The organism is Mucilaginibacter sp. P4_D1, assembly GCF_056401935.1.
On sequence record NZ_JBFUIJ010000002.1, the window covers coordinates 258,530 to 274,387 of the forward strand.

Annotated in this window: 17 protein-coding genes and 1 pseudogene; 11 read left to right on the plus strand and 7 right to left on the minus strand. The window is 43.6% G+C overall.

Translation table 11 applies throughout. From position 1 onward, the window contains the following. The first annotated feature begins 9 nt into the window (after window positions 1-9). Entirely contained in the window at window positions 10-1,140 is a 1,131-nt protein-coding gene (locus AC1DV1_RS02950; protein ID WP_477355003.1) for a lactonase family protein, read from the plus strand. Window positions 1,141-1,290: 150 nt separating this feature from the next. Here the strand turns inward: AC1DV1_RS02950 and AC1DV1_RS02955 are convergent, their stop codons facing one another. From AC1DV1_RS02955 to AC1DV1_RS02970, 4 genes are all read right to left on the minus strand, one after another. Further along, the gene (locus tag AC1DV1_RS02955; protein WP_477355005.1) at window positions 1,291-1,770 is read right to left on the minus strand and encodes a hypothetical protein; all 480 of its coding nucleotides are present in this window, start codon (window positions 1,768-1,770) and stop codon (window positions 1,291-1,293) included. A gap of 46 nt (window positions 1,771-1,816) precedes the next feature. Further along, entirely contained in the window at window positions 1,817-1,987 is a 171-nt protein-coding gene (locus tag AC1DV1_RS02960; RefSeq protein WP_158642903.1) for a hypothetical protein, read from the minus strand. A gap of 75 nt (window positions 1,988-2,062) precedes the next feature. Beyond that, entirely contained in the window at window positions 2,063-2,641 is a 579-nt protein-coding gene (locus AC1DV1_RS02965) for a non-canonical purine NTP diphosphatase (protein ID WP_477355008.1), read from the minus strand. 83 nt (window positions 2,642-2,724) lie between these two features. Continuing rightward, window positions 2,725-3,321: a hypothetical protein gene (locus AC1DV1_RS02970; RefSeq protein WP_477355011.1), complete on the minus strand. Its 597-nt coding sequence runs from the start codon at window positions 3,319-3,321 to the stop codon at window positions 2,725-2,727. A 275-nt stretch (window positions 3,322-3,596) separates the two neighbouring features. Here AC1DV1_RS02970 and AC1DV1_RS02975 point away from each other — a divergent pair, with 275 nt between their 5' ends. The 8 genes and pseudogenes from AC1DV1_RS02975 (at window position 3,597) to AC1DV1_RS03010 (ending at window position 11,164) form a co-directional block, all read left to right on the plus strand. Then, on the plus strand, window positions 3,597-5,033 hold the full coding sequence (locus AC1DV1_RS02975; protein WP_477355014.1) for a peptidylprolyl isomerase: 1,437 nt from the start codon (window positions 3,597-3,599) through the stop codon (window positions 5,031-5,033). A 10-nt stretch (window positions 5,034-5,043) separates the two neighbouring features. Then, window positions 5,044-6,006 (plus strand): AAA family ATPase, encoded by a 963-nt coding sequence (locus AC1DV1_RS02980; RefSeq protein WP_477355017.1) that lies wholly within the window; start codon window positions 5,044-5,046, stop codon window positions 6,004-6,006. A gap of 12 nt (window positions 6,007-6,018) precedes the next feature. Continuing rightward, window positions 6,019-7,335: a leucine-rich repeat-containing protein kinase family protein gene (locus AC1DV1_RS02985; protein ID WP_477355020.1), complete on the plus strand. Its 1,317-nt coding sequence runs from the start codon at window positions 6,019-6,021 to the stop codon at window positions 7,333-7,335. 319 nt (window positions 7,336-7,654) lie between these two features. Continuing rightward, entirely contained in the window at window positions 7,655-8,284 is a 630-nt protein-coding gene (gene msrA / locus AC1DV1_RS02990; RefSeq protein WP_477355023.1) for a peptide-methionine (S)-S-oxide reductase MsrA, read from the plus strand. Beyond that, window positions 8,281-8,802, plus strand: coding sequence for a peptide-methionine (R)-S-oxide reductase MsrB (gene msrB / locus AC1DV1_RS02995; protein WP_477355027.1), 522 nt, complete (start codon window positions 8,281-8,283; stop codon window positions 8,800-8,802). The genes msrA and msrB overlap by 4 nt, the downstream gene beginning before the upstream one ends. A 97-nt stretch (window positions 8,803-8,899) precedes the next feature. Beyond that, window positions 8,900-9,475 carry a thiamine diphosphokinase gene (locus AC1DV1_RS03000; RefSeq protein WP_477355030.1) on the plus strand — a complete coding sequence of 192 codons (576 nt, stop codon included), beginning with the start codon at window positions 8,900-8,902 and terminating at the stop codon, window positions 9,473-9,475. 182 nt (window positions 9,476-9,657) lie between these two features. Continuing rightward, on the plus strand, window positions 9,658-10,779 hold the full coding sequence (locus AC1DV1_RS03005; protein ID WP_477355033.1) for a DUF6515 family protein: 1,122 nt from the start codon (window positions 9,658-9,660) through the stop codon (window positions 10,777-10,779). 166 nt (window positions 10,780-10,945) lie between these two features. Next, window positions 10,946-11,164 (plus strand): annotated as a pseudogene (locus AC1DV1_RS03010) (four-helix bundle copper-binding protein). Here AC1DV1_RS03010 and AC1DV1_RS03015 read toward each other — a convergent pair. From AC1DV1_RS03015 to AC1DV1_RS03025, 3 genes are all read right to left on the minus strand, one after another. Next, window positions 11,147-11,317, minus strand: a complete 171-nt coding sequence (locus tag AC1DV1_RS03015; RefSeq protein ID WP_477355036.1) for a hypothetical protein — start codon at window positions 11,315-11,317, stop codon at window positions 11,147-11,149. The pseudogene AC1DV1_RS03010 and the gene AC1DV1_RS03015 overlap by 18 nt on opposite strands. 85 nt (window positions 11,318-11,402) lie before the next feature. Then, on the minus strand, window positions 11,403-13,916 hold the full coding sequence (locus AC1DV1_RS03020; RefSeq protein ID WP_477355039.1) for a TonB-dependent receptor: 2,514 nt from the start codon (window positions 13,914-13,916) through the stop codon (window positions 11,403-11,405). A gap of 79 nt (window positions 13,917-13,995) precedes the next feature. Further along, a complete protein-coding gene (locus AC1DV1_RS03025) occupies window positions 13,996-14,361 on the minus strand; it encodes a hypothetical protein (protein ID WP_477355042.1) in 366 nt (121 codons plus the stop codon). A 199-nt stretch (window positions 14,362-14,560) separates the two neighbouring features. Between AC1DV1_RS03025 and AC1DV1_RS03030 the strand changes: the two genes are divergently transcribed. Continuing rightward, the gene (locus tag AC1DV1_RS03030) at window positions 14,561-14,908 is read left to right on the plus strand and encodes a hypothetical protein (protein WP_477355045.1); all 348 of its coding nucleotides are present in this window, start codon (window positions 14,561-14,563) and stop codon (window positions 14,906-14,908) included. 217 nt (window positions 14,909-15,125) lie between these two features. Then, window positions 15,126-15,836 (plus strand): peptidylprolyl isomerase, encoded by a 711-nt coding sequence (locus AC1DV1_RS03035; protein ID WP_477355048.1) that lies wholly within the window; start codon window positions 15,126-15,128, stop codon window positions 15,834-15,836. Window positions 15,837-15,858 lie beyond the last annotated feature (22 nt).

The following is a 15,858-nucleotide window of genomic DNA, read 5'->3' on the forward strand; positions in this document are numbered from 1 at the left end:
TGTACCCACATGAAAAAAGTTCTTTTGATCATAGCGATGCTATCGCCTTTGTTTAATTACGCCCAGGATAAAAAGCCAATTCCCAAATCATTTGACCTGGTTGTAGGTACGTATACAACAGGTACCAGTAAGGGGATTATGGTTTACCGCTTTTATACCCAGAGCGGCAAACTGGCTTATTTAAGCCAGATAGATGGCGTTACCAACCCATCGTACCTTACTATCAGCAAAAACAATAAATTTATTTACGCCGTAAACGAAGTTACTAAAGGCGAGGTAAGCGCATTTTCATTTGATGCCAAAACCGGCAAAATAGATTTCATCAACAAACAATCGTCTTTAGGTGCCGACCCATGCTATATTGCCGTAGACAAAGCACAAAAAAATGTGTTTGTAGCCAACTATTCAAGCGGCCAGGTTGCTGTACTGCCGGTTAATAAGGACGGTTCATTAGGCAATGGCATTGAAACTGTACGCAACGAAGAAGGCAAAGGCCCTAACAAGGAACGTCAGGAGGGCCCGCATGCGCACATGAGCATTTTATCGCCCGATGAAAAATACCTGTTTTATAATGATTTGGGCACCGATAGGATAAACATCTATCGTTATCGCGCGGGTAAGGCATCACCATTAACCGATCCTACTTTTGTAAGTGTTACTCCCGGCGAAGGCCCGCGCCACCTGGAATATTCTTTGGATAAAAAGCATGTTTACCTGGCAACCGAAATGGGATCGAATGTATTTGTGTTTGATTACGATAATGGCAAGTTTAAACAGAAACAGGTGATAACGTTACTACCTGACGGCTTTACAGGGAAAACAGCTGCCGCAGCTATCCACTTATCGCCAGATGGCCGTTTTCTGTATGTGTCAAACCGTTTAGAGACCAACGAAATTATTTGTTACGCGGTTAACCAGGAAACTGGCGGACTTACGTTTGTATCGCGCCAATCAACCTATGGTAAAAACCCGCGCGATTTTGCCATCGACCCATCGGGCAATTACCTGGTGGTAGCCAACCAGGGCAGCGATAGCATGTTTGTATTTAAAATAGACCAAAATACAGGTAAGCTAACCCAAACAGGCATTAAGATAGAAATTGGCAATCCGGTTTGTTTGAAATTTACAGCAGCGGAATAGTTTTGAGGTGAAAGGATAAGGGCGAAAGGTAAAAGGCGAAAGGAGCCCATTGGTAAAAACAAAAAAGGGTAAGCACGACTACAAATTGTACTTACCCTTTTCTCTTGATGTAAAAGGAAAACCTTTTACCTTTCTCCTTTACCCTTTCGCCTAGTTTTTAGTGAATGAATAAATAATATACCCGGTACTACCACCTACATCAACAGGCGATTTAAGTACCATAGTGTTGCCATCGTTGCTGGCAATATCCAAACGGTAGCCTTCGGCTACGTTTTTAGGTTTATCTCCCTGGTAAATTTTCTTAAACTGGAATTGGGTCCCAGTTGTACCGCCGTTATAAACCGACCAGAAAATAGTTTGAGCTGTGCCATTGCTTAAAGTGTAAACGCCGTTGCCGCTATTGGTTAATTTCCAGGTGCTGCCAACAAATGCTTCGGGGGCTGCCTGGTCAAACACATTTTGAACGGCGCCTTGCACAAGGCCCTGGTAACTTACATTATTCAATGTCCAGGTGCCGGTGAATTTACCGCGGGATACGTTAGTTGTAGTTGCATTTTGCGGAGTTGAACAGGCCGCAAATAAAAAGATAAGGGATAGTATTGCTACCGGGGTTTTTAATAAGTTTTTCATGACAGAAGTTATTTAATGCATAGTAAGCACAAACCCTGCCAAAAACTTAACTGTATTTAACCACTTCTGATTTTAATTCCCTTTCAAGTTCGAATAACCGCCGGTTAATAGATGCTACAACCAGGTCGGCTTCTTTAACATTTTTAAGGCTTTTGGCAAAACGGTGGTCGGTATCCTTTGAAAATAACGAGCGGCTGATTTTATTAATAAGATTCATAGGTATATTCCTTATAGCACTATTTTACGCATAGTGTTCCATTAAGGTTACGAAAATTAACTGAGATTGTTCTTTTTAAGCATTGCTTAAAAAAGCAATGAGTTTTTCCATGGCTTTTGCCCGGTGGCTTATCTGGTTTTTTTCGTCCATGGTCATTTCGGCAAACGTTATAGCATAACCAAGGGGTTCAAATATTGGGTCGTATCCAAAGCCGTCTGTTCCGCTTGGTGTCGTGCGGATAGTTCCTTCAACTGTTCCTTCAAAAAAACATTCTTCGCCGTTCCATATTAATGATATTACGGTTCGGAACCGCGCTTTACGGTTAGTTTCGTCCTTTAATTTATCCAGTACATGTTTAATATTGGCGGCATGGTTACCGTGCTCGCCGGCGTACCTGGCCGAATAAACGCCCGGTTCGCCATTCAGGGCATCTATTTCAAGGCCGCTATCATCGCCAAAACAATTCAGTTTATACCTATTATATATGTATTGGCTTTTAATTGAAGCATTTGCTTTAAAAGTAGTGCCGGTTTCTTCAATATCATCATAGCAGCCAATATCGTTAAGGGTAAGCAGTTTAATTTTACCCTGAAGTTTTGCTTCTACTTCTTCGAGCTTGTGGCGATTATTTGTGGCGAATACTAATTCCGTCATATTGAATCTATTTGAAAATTTGAGGGTTTGAAAATTTGAAGATGATATTTTTATCAGGATGTCCCCATTTTCAAATCCTCAAATTATAGTGTTTTCATTTGTTCCCAAAAAGCTTTCTTGTGTTCTACGTTATCCATCATTTCGCCGAATGCAAAACTGTATAAGCCTGTAATATCTCCTAAAGCCCTGGGGGCATTTAACGCCAGGGGTGCGATGCCTTGTGGCATTGCATTTTTACCCAGCACCAACAGCCTGGTGGGTTTAAAAAAACTAGCCAGTTCATTATATTGTACGCCGGCATGCCGGGCAATGTTTAAAATGGCAACATCGTCTATACTTAAATCCTTCCGCTTAATAATATTGGTAAGTGCGGCCAAGTGGGCGTCGTCAATAAATTCCATTTCGGGATAGTATACCAGTACCAAAAAGCGTTTTAAGTTTTTACCTAAATAATTAAAACTTACTTCAGGCGTTTTAACTTCCAGTGCGGGAGGTTGGGCCGTTGGTTCCGGTTGTTTGGTAATTGGCGGGGGCGAGACAACTACGGTTACAGCGGGCGTAATATTTTCAATTTCGGGCTGGGCTATTGCAAGGTTTTCGTACATCGCCTTATCTGCTTTGAGCAAATAAAGCTCATCCTGTAAAATAAAGCGCAGGGCAACCGGGTTTTCAACTTTCACTTTAACAAATTTTAACCAAAAGTAGTTAAACCGTTTGAAGCATTATAACCATATTAGCACAATTATAGCATGTACTTAGTCTGAAGCCCGAAGTACTAAGTTTTAAGTCAAAAAAAAGAGGCGTTTCGACCTCTGACTTTAAACTGACGACTACCGACTTAATACTCTGTTTTTTTATTCAATTTAATTGTGCCGCTATAATTAATAAATTTTACCGAAATTTGAAGTTTTAACGGAATTGTTATTTCCGTTTTATTTAGTACATAAAGCATTACATGAGAAAGTTAGGGTTATTAGTTTTAGGGTTTATCTCCATAATATCAGTTGCAAAGGCACAAGTTACTTTAGACGCTACAGCAGCCAAACCAGATACCAACACTGCCAGAACACCAGGAAAAACATTAGATAAAATTGCCGCAATTGTTGGTAACAGCCCTATTTTATTGTCGGATATTGAACTATCATACGCCCGTTACCTGGTTGAGGGTATGCAGCCAAATCCGTCTGTAAAATGCCAGATACTGCAATCGTTATTAACACAAAAACTATTGGCACAACAGGCGATTATTGATAGTATTGATGTAAAGGATGATGACATTGACGCCAGTGTTGACCGCCGTATGCGCGAAATGATGCAGCGTGCAGGTGGTCAGGACAAACTGGAAGCCTTTTTAGGCCGGTCGATAATTCAATATAAGGACGAGATTCGCCCGGACATGAAAGAGCAGATGATTGCTCAAAGAATGCAGCAAAAAATAACTGAAAAGCTAAATGTTACCCCGCAGGATGTTAAAGATTATTTTAACAAAATGCCTAAGGATAGCTTGCCTTCATTCAACAAAGAGGTTGAGGTTGGCGAAATTGTTTTTCAGCCCAAACTAAGTAAAGAAGAAAAACAGCTATATAAAGAAAAAGCCGAAGAACTGCTTGCCCGCGTAAAAAAGGGCGAGGACTTTGGAACTTTAGCACGTTTGTACTCACAAGATCCGCAATCGGCAGTTGAAGGTGGCGATCTTGGCTTTGCCGATCGTACCACATTTGTAAAAGAATTTACAGCCAATGCCTTTAAGCTTAAAGCCGGGGAGATTTCGCCTGTATTTGAAACAGACTTTGGTTTTCACTTTTTACAGGTTATTGAGCGCCGTGGCGAGCAGGTACACGTAAGGCATATCCTGATAGCGCCGGCTACAACCCAGGCCAGTTTGGATAGGGCCAAGGCAAAAGCCGATAGTATTTATACGCTTATGATTGCGCATAAAAAAGACCTTGATTTTTCTGCCGCCGCGAATTTTTACTCAGACGATAAAGAAACCAAATTTAACGGAGGTATGATGCTGAACGCCGAAAACGTACAAACCCGTACAACCTTTATCCCTACCGATAAGCTTGACCCTAAAGTTGCCCTGGTTGTTGATACCATGAAAGTTGGCAGCATATCTAAACCCGATGTATTCACCGGTGCCGATGGTAAAAAGAGTTATAAAATACTATTCCTTAAATCGGCAACCGATGCCCACAAGGCCAACCTGGCGCAGGATTTTCCTAAGCTGAAAGATTTTGCTTACCAGGATAAAAACACAAGGGTAGTAAACCAATGGTTTGATAAACGCCGTAAACAAACGTTCATCAAAATTGACCCTGAATACCAAACTTGCGACATATTAAAGAAGTGGTTAACACCGCCCGTAACAACAACTGCCCAAGCTAAATAATATACAACCTATGCCACACCGCTCTGATGTTGAAGCCGCAGATGCTTTAAAGCTGGCCTACCAGCAAATACGTGCCGAAATTGGCAAAGTAATAATCGGGCAGGATGAGGTTGTTAAGTTTGTGCTGATATCTATTTTCAGCAACGGCCATTGTTTACTGGTAGGCGTACCCGGTTTGGCCAAAACACTATTGGTGCAAACCGTATCGCAGGTATTAGACCTCGATTTTAAACGCATCCAATTTACACCCGATTTGATGCCATCTGACATCATAGGGTCTGAAATTTTAGGCGAGGACCGTAATTTTAAATTTATACCCGGCCCTGTTTTCAGCAACATTATCCTGGCCGATGAGATAAACCGTACCCCGCCAAAAACGCAGGCCGCCTTATTAGAGGCTATGCAGGAAAAAGCGGTTACGGCCGCCGGGATTACCCATAAACTGGCCCAGCCGTTTTTTGTGTTAGCCACCCAAAACCCTATTGAACAAGAAGGTACCTACCCCCTGCCCGAAGCACAACTGGACAGGTTTATGTTCAACGTAACTTTAAACTACCCCTCGTTTCAAGAGGAATTGCAGGTTGTTAAAAACACCACCAGCACCTTAAAGGCTGATGTTAAAAAAATACTGAACGCAGAGCAAATCATTTATTTTCAGCAACTGGTACGCAACATTCCGGTTACCGATAATGTGATGGAATATGCGGTAAAGCTGGTATCAAAAACACGCCCTAATACCCCGTTTGCCACGCCGCAGGTAAACCGGTTATTAACATGGGGAGCCGGCCCGCGGGCATCACAATTTTTGATACTCGGAGCAAAATGCCATGCTGTTATCAACGGAAAATATTCGCCCGATATTGAGGACGTACAAGCCGTTGCCAAACCCATTTTAACCCACCGTATTGTACGTAGTTACCACGCCGAAGCGGAGGGTTTATCTGCCGCCAATATCATTGAGGGGCTGTTTTAAGGAAACCCTGTCATGCAAACTTTAGTACAATTACAAAACGGCGAACTAAAAGGCGCTACTTCGCTTACGCTTGCCGAGGGACTCTCACATTTCCCGGAAGAAATATTTGAACTGGCAGATACTTTAGAAAGGCTTGACCTATCCTATAACAACCTCAGCGCACTACCTACAGACTTTGGCAGACTGAAAAAGCTGAAAATCTTTTTTTGTTCAGAAAATCCGTTTACCGTTTTACCCGAAGTTCTGGCCGACTGTCCATTGCTTGATATTGCTGGCTTTAAAGCAAACCAAATTGCTACTGTTCCTTCAAAATCGCTTAATCCCAACCTGCGCTGGCTAATACTTACCAACAACAGGATTGCGGATTTACCCGCCACGATTGGCAACTGCAAAAAGATGCAAAAACTGATGCTTGCCGGTAACCAATTGACCACGTTACCGCAGGAGCTTAGCAATTGCAGCAACCTGGAGCTGCTGCGAATTTCAGCCAATAGGCTAAGCGAATTGCCGCTGTGGCTGTTACATATGCCCAGGCTTTCCTGGCTGGCATTTTCGGGAAACCCTTTTTGCGCAATCCCTTCGGCACAATCACTTGATCTTATCCATTGGGACGACCTGGATTTGAATGAGCACCTTGGCGAGGGTGCGTCAGGTGTTATACACAAAGCCACCTGGCGCAATGTGACAGAAACGCCGGAAGTAGCCATAAAAATATTTAAAGGCGCTGTTACGAGCGATGGTTCGCCAGAGGATGAAATGAATACTTGTGTTGCCGCCGGTGCTCACCCCGGGTTGGTACAGCTCATCGGGCAAATAACAGCACATCCCGAAGATAAAAAAGGCCTTGTAATGGGCTTAATTCCCCCCTCTTTTTATAACCTTGGCCTACCCCCCAGCTTACAAAGCTGCACCCGGGATGTTTTTAAAGAAGGCCTGTCGCTCACAACCCTACAAATAGTCAAAATTGCCGCTACAATTGCATCCGTTGCGCTCCAGCTACATGACAGGGGCATAATGCACAGCGATATGTACGCCCATAACACCCTGGTTGATGATGATGCAAACACCCTGTTTGGCGATTTTGGAGCTGCTTGTTTTTATAACAAAAACAACAGCGACTTAGCCCCAGCACTTGAACGGCTTGAGGTAAGGGCTTTTGGTTGTTTACTGGACGACTTACTTAATTTGAGCAGCGAACAAAGCAACGATACCCAGGCAAAACTCGGCATTATCAGGGATGCATGTATGGTGCAGGATGTTTTATTGAGGCCGGATTTTCGCTATTTAAATGACGAGTTGCTAAAGTTACAATTGACCAATCCGCGATAATTATGGATCCTGGATTAAAATTATGCACTCCTTCATAAGTAGACCAGGAAGTGCATTTACTAAAAATAGTGGTTGCAAATGAATTGCCTTCTCTTACATAATAAATAAGGGCGTATCAATTGAAATCTGATAAATTAAGGTGTCATTATTTCGTTATTGTAAATTTGTATATGCATCTGGCTTTGCTAACAAATTATCACCTTTGAGTAAAAATCTGTAAGGATATCCCCGAAATCCCGACTACATGGTTACCAAACATCTGTTTTTTACGTTAGTAACATTAGCAGCAAAAACAAAAGCTGCACCGATCGATTAAAACATGAAAAAAATAACATTTCAAGTACTGCTATTCATCATTACCGGGGCATCTGCGTTTGCCAAACCGGTCATCAATCCCAATAATTCAAACGCTCCAAAACTTGATACCGCCACTTTTGCCACCGGTTGTTTCTGGTGTACCGAGGCCAAGTTTCAACAGATTGAGGGGGTTGTAAAAGTTGTATCCGGGTTTGCCGGCGGCCACGTGGCCAACCCCAGCTATAAACTGGTTTGCACCGGCACAACCGGCCATGCCGAAACCTGTAACATTATTTATGATCCGGCTAAAGTAACTTATGATGCATTGTTAGCCGCGTTTTTTGTAGCACATGACCCAACACAGCTTAACCGGCAGGGTAATGATGTAGGTACACAATACCGGTCGGCTATATTTTATCACAATGCGGCCCAAAAGCAAAAGGCCGAGTATTATATCAATAAGCTGAATGCCGAAAAGGTTTATCCCAATAAAATAGTTACCCAGGTAAATCCCTATACGGTATTTTACAAAGCCGAAGATTATCATCAAAACTATTTTAACCAAAATGGCGAACAGCCTTATTGCAAATATGTGATACAGCCCGAGCTGGAAAAATTCAGGAGTGTATTTAAAGGAAAATTAAAAAAATGAGATTAGCATTAATAGTATTAGCCATTTTAACCGGCACAGCATGTGGCGCTAACGCCCAGCATCTAAAATCAAACAAAGGACACGAGAATAACCCCTATTACTCCAATACCGATACCAAACATTTAGCAGTAAGCGATGCGGAGTGGAAAAAGATCCTGTCGCCTGCGTTATATGCCACGGCGCGTGAACAGGCTACAGAGAGGCCCTTTACAGGCCAATATTGGGACAAAAACGCCAGGGGTACTTACTATTGCGCCGTTTGCGGTAATGAGCTTTTCCGGTCGGATGCCAAGTTTGCCAGTAATTGTGGCTGGCCCAGTTTTTACCAGGCCGTGCGTAAAAACAGCGTAATTTATAAAGAAGATAATTCCGTAGGTATGCAGCGTACCGAAGTGATTTGCGCCCGTTGCGATTCGCACCTGGGCCATATTTTTGACGACGGCCCACCGCCTACCGGCAAACGCTTTTGCATGAACTCGATATCGCTGGATTTCCAGCCCGATAACCTAGGCAAATAACCTTTTTAACAGGCCCGAAATGTTAAATCAAATAATTTAACATTTCGGGCCTGTTTCTTTTCATCCAATATTCATTTATTCGCCTTAACTTTATCAAATGTCGTCGCATCATATCGTTCGCGAGAAACAGGAGCCTGCTTTACTTGTATTGGGGATAGATAATTTTGAGGAGGAACTGCTGGGGCAATTATTGGAATGGAGTCCGACGGTGATAACAACACCCGACACCGCCGAAAAGCTGAACAGTTTTGGCATTAAGATAGATTGGATTATTACCGATGATGACGGAGCGGCTACGGCCCAGTCTGATGTAAAGTTGATTGCTGCCGGAAACAACAATATAACACAGGCAGCGCTAAAGTTCCTTACCGTTAATAATTATCCCGCGGTTAATGTGATAGCCGACGACCTGGAGCTGAACGATTTTTTGCCTTACGCCGATAAAATTAACCTGGTTATTTTTAATGCCCGGCAAAAAATTTATCCGGTAACGTCGGGATTCAGCAAGTGGAAACCAGCAGGCGAGCAAATTGAATTATTGTCGAAAACAAAAGCGCTTAGATATAATGGCTTGAAGGACAATGGCGAAAACTACTATCAAACTATTGCAGATGGGTTTTTCAGCCTACAATTTGAAGAGCCATTTTTAGTGATTGCCGAGGCTTTAAATTAGTAAGCACAAAGCAATAAAAAGGCGATTTTGAGGTTGTTGTGTAGGTAATTTTTTTATTGGTGCGTTTTTTGCATTGTTATATAAAATAATATTAAACATCAATTAAACCGTTTAAACATTTTTTAGTCTATATATTTATACAAGGCAGAGAAATCTGCCGAACAGTTAAAAATCTTTCAATCATGAAAAGGACATATAAAAATTTATTTTCATTCGCTTTAGTTGGCTTGTTAAGCTTGTCTTTAGCATTTACTGCCAACGCCCAACGTGGTGGCGGCGGTGGCGGCGGCCAAAGATCATCCGGCGGTGGTGGCGGAGGCGGCGGTTCCCGTTCATCCGGCGGTGGTGGCGGTAGCAGCGTTAGCGTTTCACGTCCTTCTGGTGGTGGTGGTAGCATAGGAGTTGCGCGCCCATCGTATAATGGCGGTGGTGGCAATCAGGGCGTTTCTGTAGCACAGCCTTCACGTGGCTTTAGCGGAAACGGCAGTGTTAACCGTGGCAGCCAGGCAATTGCACCGCAACGCGGCAACTATGGTTACGGCAACAGATCAAATAACGTGGCCATTGCTCCTCAACGCAGCAGCGTTAACGGCGCAGGTCAACGTGTATACAGCGGCACACGCAGCTATAACAGCCTTGACAGGCGCGCCTACAATGGCGGCCGTGGTAATTACTATGGCGGCGGTGCCGGTTATGGCCAAAGAGTTTACACAGGTGGATATCGTTACGGCGGCCGCGGTGGTTATTTTGGCAGCCATGTTTATTACCCATACCACAACTACTATAATTCATATTATTATCCACGTATCGGCTTTAGCATAGGCTTCCTGCCTTACGGATACTATCCGTTCTGGTATGGCGATTACCAGTACTATTATAGCGATGGTTTATACTACCGTCAATATAATGATCAGTATACTGTAGTTGAGCCTCCTGTTGGCGCCGAGGTTAAAAACCTGCCGTCAGATGCAAAATCTATCATGATTAATGGCGAGCAATATTATGAATCAAACGGCGTGTACTATCAGCCTTACACAAAAGATGACGGCACCCAGGTTTATGTGATTGCCGGTAAAGACGGTGAGTTAAATACCGATAATGGTGGCAACGGCGATGTACAGCAAGGCCCGCAAATTGGCGATATTGTAACACAGTTGCCAGATGACTGCCGCAAGATCAAGATTAATGGCGAAAAGTTGTTTGTTTCTCCCGATGGTTTTTACTATCAGGAAAGCAAAAACAACAATGGCGATACCATTTACAAAATTGTTGGCACTCCATCTGACGAGCCAGATCAACAATAATAAAAATTCAAACACTATAAAAACAGGCTGCTTCGGTAACGAGGGAGCCTGTTTTGTTTTAGGGCTCATCGGCTAAGCTTTGCGTGGCTTTTCCGGGGCATTTTAAATGCTTCAAAACATTTACCAACTATAGGGATTGTTATTAAGCACTATAACAAATACCGATATGGAAAATCACGATCACAGCGCAATTATTCAACGGTTGTTGAATTGCGTAGCAGCATGCGAAAACTGTGCAACAGCGCGTTTAAGTGAAGACGATGTGCAAATGATGGCAGATTGAATCCGGCTCGACCGTGACTGTGCCGATATTTGCGCCCGGGGTGCACGCCTATTACAGCGGGACTTGTTAATAGCTCATCAGTACCTAGTGCTGCGCGAATAGATTTGCCGCCGTTGCGCAGCCGAATGTGGTAAACATAAACACGATCATTGTAAACGATGTGCCCAGGCCTGCCTGGTTTGTGCCGAAGCTTGTCATGAACACCATCGGCCGGTTACGCAGGATTAATAGCTGCTGCCACGAGGCCTGCAGCAAGCTTAATCAATAAAGGCGAACTACCTCGGGTTTACCCGCATAGTTCGCCTTTGTTTTATAAATGCCTTACGGGTTTAAAACTACCTTACGATTTCTTCCCCGTATTAAACCCAAACGGAACAACCACTTTAAAGCTGATGTTACGTCCCATATTAAAAATACCCGGGCGGACGCCTGCCGGTACGGTTGAATTATCAAAATACTTTAGCCTGCTCATGTTTGATTGATAATTAACATTGGCCAGGTTGGTGCCCTCAATAAATAATTTAATTACTGGCTGGCCCGCTTTGTTTACAATATTGCCGCCAAAACCGGCGCTTAGCAAGTTATAGCCAGGCGTATAGGTTTCTGTTCCATAAGCTGCAAAGAAACGGTTTTGGGCGCTGTAATGGTCGAACCCGACAAATACATACAGGTTTTTGAAATTGTCAAAACCGCCATTGAAGGTCCCGCGCAGTTCAGTGTGGGTATGCAGCGGCGGGATAAATGGCAGATATTTCAAACTATCAGCAACGGAGCCTCCATTGCCTTTGTTTTCGCCATAAGTCAGGCTCATGGCATTTTCAAAGTGAAGCCACGAAATAGGGTGCAAATCTACATTTACCTCGCCGCCATAAATACGGGCCTTGCTTTGTACATAGGTAAAAGTAGTATAACCCTGGGTATAAACCGGGCTGCCATCCGGGTTTAATAGCTGTTGCTGGTAAATGTAATTGGAGATATCGTTATTAAACAATTCAATACTGGCCGTTACATTGGGCAGTGTTAAAAAGGTGCCTATATCTTCCTGTAAGCTAAACTCCGGTTTGAAGTTTTTATCGCCGATATGGTAAATCTGTGAGCCCGGATCTGGTCCGTTGGCCGATATTTCCGCAATACTTGGTGCCCGGAAACCACGTGAAATATTAGCCTTTACCAAAAACGCATCAGACACATTGTAAGTAGCGCCAAAACTGCCCGAAAAACCCCGGAACGTTTTGCTAAAAGCGTCAAACTGTGTAGTTACATTTGGCGTGGATGTTGGATTTGCGCCGGTATATAACTGTGGAAAGCCATTCGCGCCCAAAGTATCCACATAAGCGGCGCTGCTGCTGAATGACCGGTTATCAAACCTTGCTCCTGCCGACAGGTCAAGCTTGCCGTAGCTTTTCTTTACTACAAAGAAAGGCCCTATATCAAACTGGTGATATGCAGGGATAGGAAAATCGGTGGCATCGCCAATGGTATTGTTTTGATATTGCCCGTTGATGCCCAACGTAGTTTCATAATCGTTACCCAAGTTAAAGTTGTATTTAACATCATAGGTATAAGTAGTTAAATGCAGGTTAAGCCCGGCAACATCACCAGCCTCGGGGTGGGTATACTCGCGCCTGTGGCTGTATTGGTAGCCCAGGTTTACAATCAGGTTACCATCGCCCAGCCTAAAGTTGCTGTTGTTGTAAATGCGATAAAGCTGCACATGCTGGTGCAGGGTAGGAATTGCATAACTGTTTAGCACAGATTGGGGAACAATAGGCCGGAAGGCATCATCCTCGGTTATCTGGCGGGTAAACTGGCGGGTTAATGAATCGCGGCTGCCGTCGGGGATGGATTGCTCGTCGTCAAATACCGAGGCGTTCAGGTACGATGTACCCCATGATTTATTTAAACCCACCATTACACGGGCGTCCTTTTCTTTATAGTTGGTACCATAAACCCGGCCATCATGCTGATTTTGGTAATTTTTGCCCTCTTTGGCCGATACAACAGTTCCCCACACCAGGCCGTTTTGATTGCCCTGCAAGCGGAACGACCCGTTCAACAAACCCTGATTGGTACCATAAATTCCCTGTACCGAACCTGCAATAGTGCCTTCTGGAACGGGTGGCGGCGAAATCAAATTCACCACCCCGCCAATGGCATCCGAGCCATAAGTTAAACTGGCCGGGCCTTTTATTACCTCCACCCGGTCAACCGAGTTTTGGTCAACCTCAATTCCGTGTTCATCTCCCCATTGCTGGCCTTCCTGGCGTATGCCGTCCATCAGCGTAATTACCCGGTTATAGCCCAGGCCATGAATAAAGGGTTTGGATACGTTTGGCCCCGTTGTAACGGCACTTACACCTGGCAGTGTGGCTATCTGGTCAATAATATTGCCCGATGCCGCACGCTGCTCTAAATAAGCCTTGCCAACAGCCAGCATAGGCACTGGGCTGCGCTTTATTTCGGTAGCCTTGCTCACGCCGGTGATAACAACCTCGCCGGCCTCAACAGATGATGTTTGCATTTTTACATCATACACCTTGGTTTTCGAAAAATCAACGCGTTGGTTAATGGTGAGGTAACCAATATAGCTTACCTGCACAAGGTAAATACCTTTTGGGATATTGTTAAACGTATACTTACCGTCGGCATCGGTAACGGCCCCTTTACGTAAATCGGGGATGGTAATAGTGGCGCCAATAATGGGTTTGCCATCGGCCTTATCGGTAATAGTGCCGGATAATGTTCCTATAACATCTTCGGGGGGCGGGCTCTTAAGAACAAGTGAAGCAATATGCGCCTGCGCGCCAAAACCTACAAATAATAATATATAGAAGCTAATCAGCTTTAATTTCATAACAAGAATGGGGTGTAAATCAATAAATACCGCTTATAAAACGGGGTTCTTAATAAAAAATGATAACAGGGTGGAATTGTTACGAAAGCACCGGCGGAGCTCGACCGGCAGCCAGTACCAGCGAAAAACTTACAAAATCATAGTTGCAGGCCTTAAAAACATGCATCACCGCTGTTTGGTGCGTTGTATATAAAGCATTGTCAATTACCGCGCAATTGTGGTGCATAGCATCACACATATCGCATTTTTCTTTAACCGTTTGTTGTGGATGGGTATTGGATATAGATACCGATTTTGAAAAACCCTTTAATACATGGTGCTGGTGTGTATAAACCATGTACTGCCCTGCAATAAAGCAAACCAGTAACAACCACGAGTAAATAATATTTACTTTGTTTTTCTTCACGTCAACACCCTTTTTGTAGGATAAAGCAAAAGTAAGCATTTAAACGAGCAATTTAATGCAACATTGTAACAATATCGTTAGTTCACTGGTTCATTGGTCTATGGTTGACTAATTGCCTAAAATTAAGTCATACGATTATCAGAAAAGACAAATAAACCGGCGCATCAACGCAATTCAGCCAGAAGAGACCAATGAACAAATGAACCAATGAACGAAAAATGAACGTACCTTTGCCAATATGAAACCGGCAGAAATTAATATTAAGTGGAGTGCGTTGCAAAACCGTATTGCCGAAGATTTTGATAACGAGAAACCCGATATAAAAGTACTATTGTTTTTAATTGGCGTTCAGGAACTTGGCCAGGGGCCGCGCAAATTCAGCAAACGCCAAAAAGAAGAACTGATGCATATTGCCAACTGCAAACTCATGAGCATGATGGGTTTTTACGAGCTGGAAGGCCTTGACCAGGATGGCTGGCCACACTGGAAACTTGTTAAAGTTATTCCTAATTATACCATGCTGGAGCAGGAAATGCTCATAAAATCATTAATCATCACTTATTTTGAAGAGCTTGGGGTGATATAGGGTGGTGAATGGTTGATTTGGAGAGCGAGATTATTATTCTGAAAATTCCTAAATTCGACGAACGGCGCAGCCCTTTTGAACACATTTGAAAACAAACACCAAGTGAAAAATTCTGGCTTTTCAGATATTCTGCTAATTCTTAAATTCGGAAAACTGCGTAGCACTCTTGAGCGCCACCAAAAAACAACATGCAAAAAATTCTGATTTCAGACGATATATGAAAAAAATCCTTACCCTAACTTTACTCTTATTCATCACTGCCATTGCCTTTGCAAAGCCTCCCAAAAACCAGTACGTGCGCATCAGCACCACCTACGGGAGCGTGATTATCCGACTGTATAACGAGACCCCTTTGCACCGCGATAATTTTATCAAACTGGCCAAAAAAGGTTTTTACAATGGCATATTGTTTCACCGGGTGATACAGAATTTTATGATCCAGGGCGGCGACCCCGATTCGAAAGACCCGGCCAAAGCCAAACCCGGTGCCGAATTGGGCAATGGCGATGTTGGCTACACTATCCCGGCCGAATTCAGGGACAGCCTGTTTCACAAACGCGGGGTGCTGGCGGCCGCCCGCGATGACAACCCCAAAAAAGCATCAAGCGGTTGCCAGTTTTATATTGTGGAAGGCAAGCGCCTTAGCGATGCCAAAATGGATTCGCTGGAAAACGGACGGCTAAAAGGTTATAAAATACCTGCCTGGCAGCGCGAATATTATAAAACAGTTGGCGGTACAGCCCAGCTTGATCATAGTTATACCGTTTACGGCGAGGTTGTAAGCGGTTTTGATATGGTTGACCATATTGCCGCGGTAAAAAAAGATGAAAGGGACCGCCCGCTTACCGATATCCCAATGAAAGTAGATGTACTAAGTAAAAAAGAGTGTAAACAACTGGATAAACTGCTGAGCCCCCCGGCCCCCTGAAGGGGGAGTGATTAAATAGTAT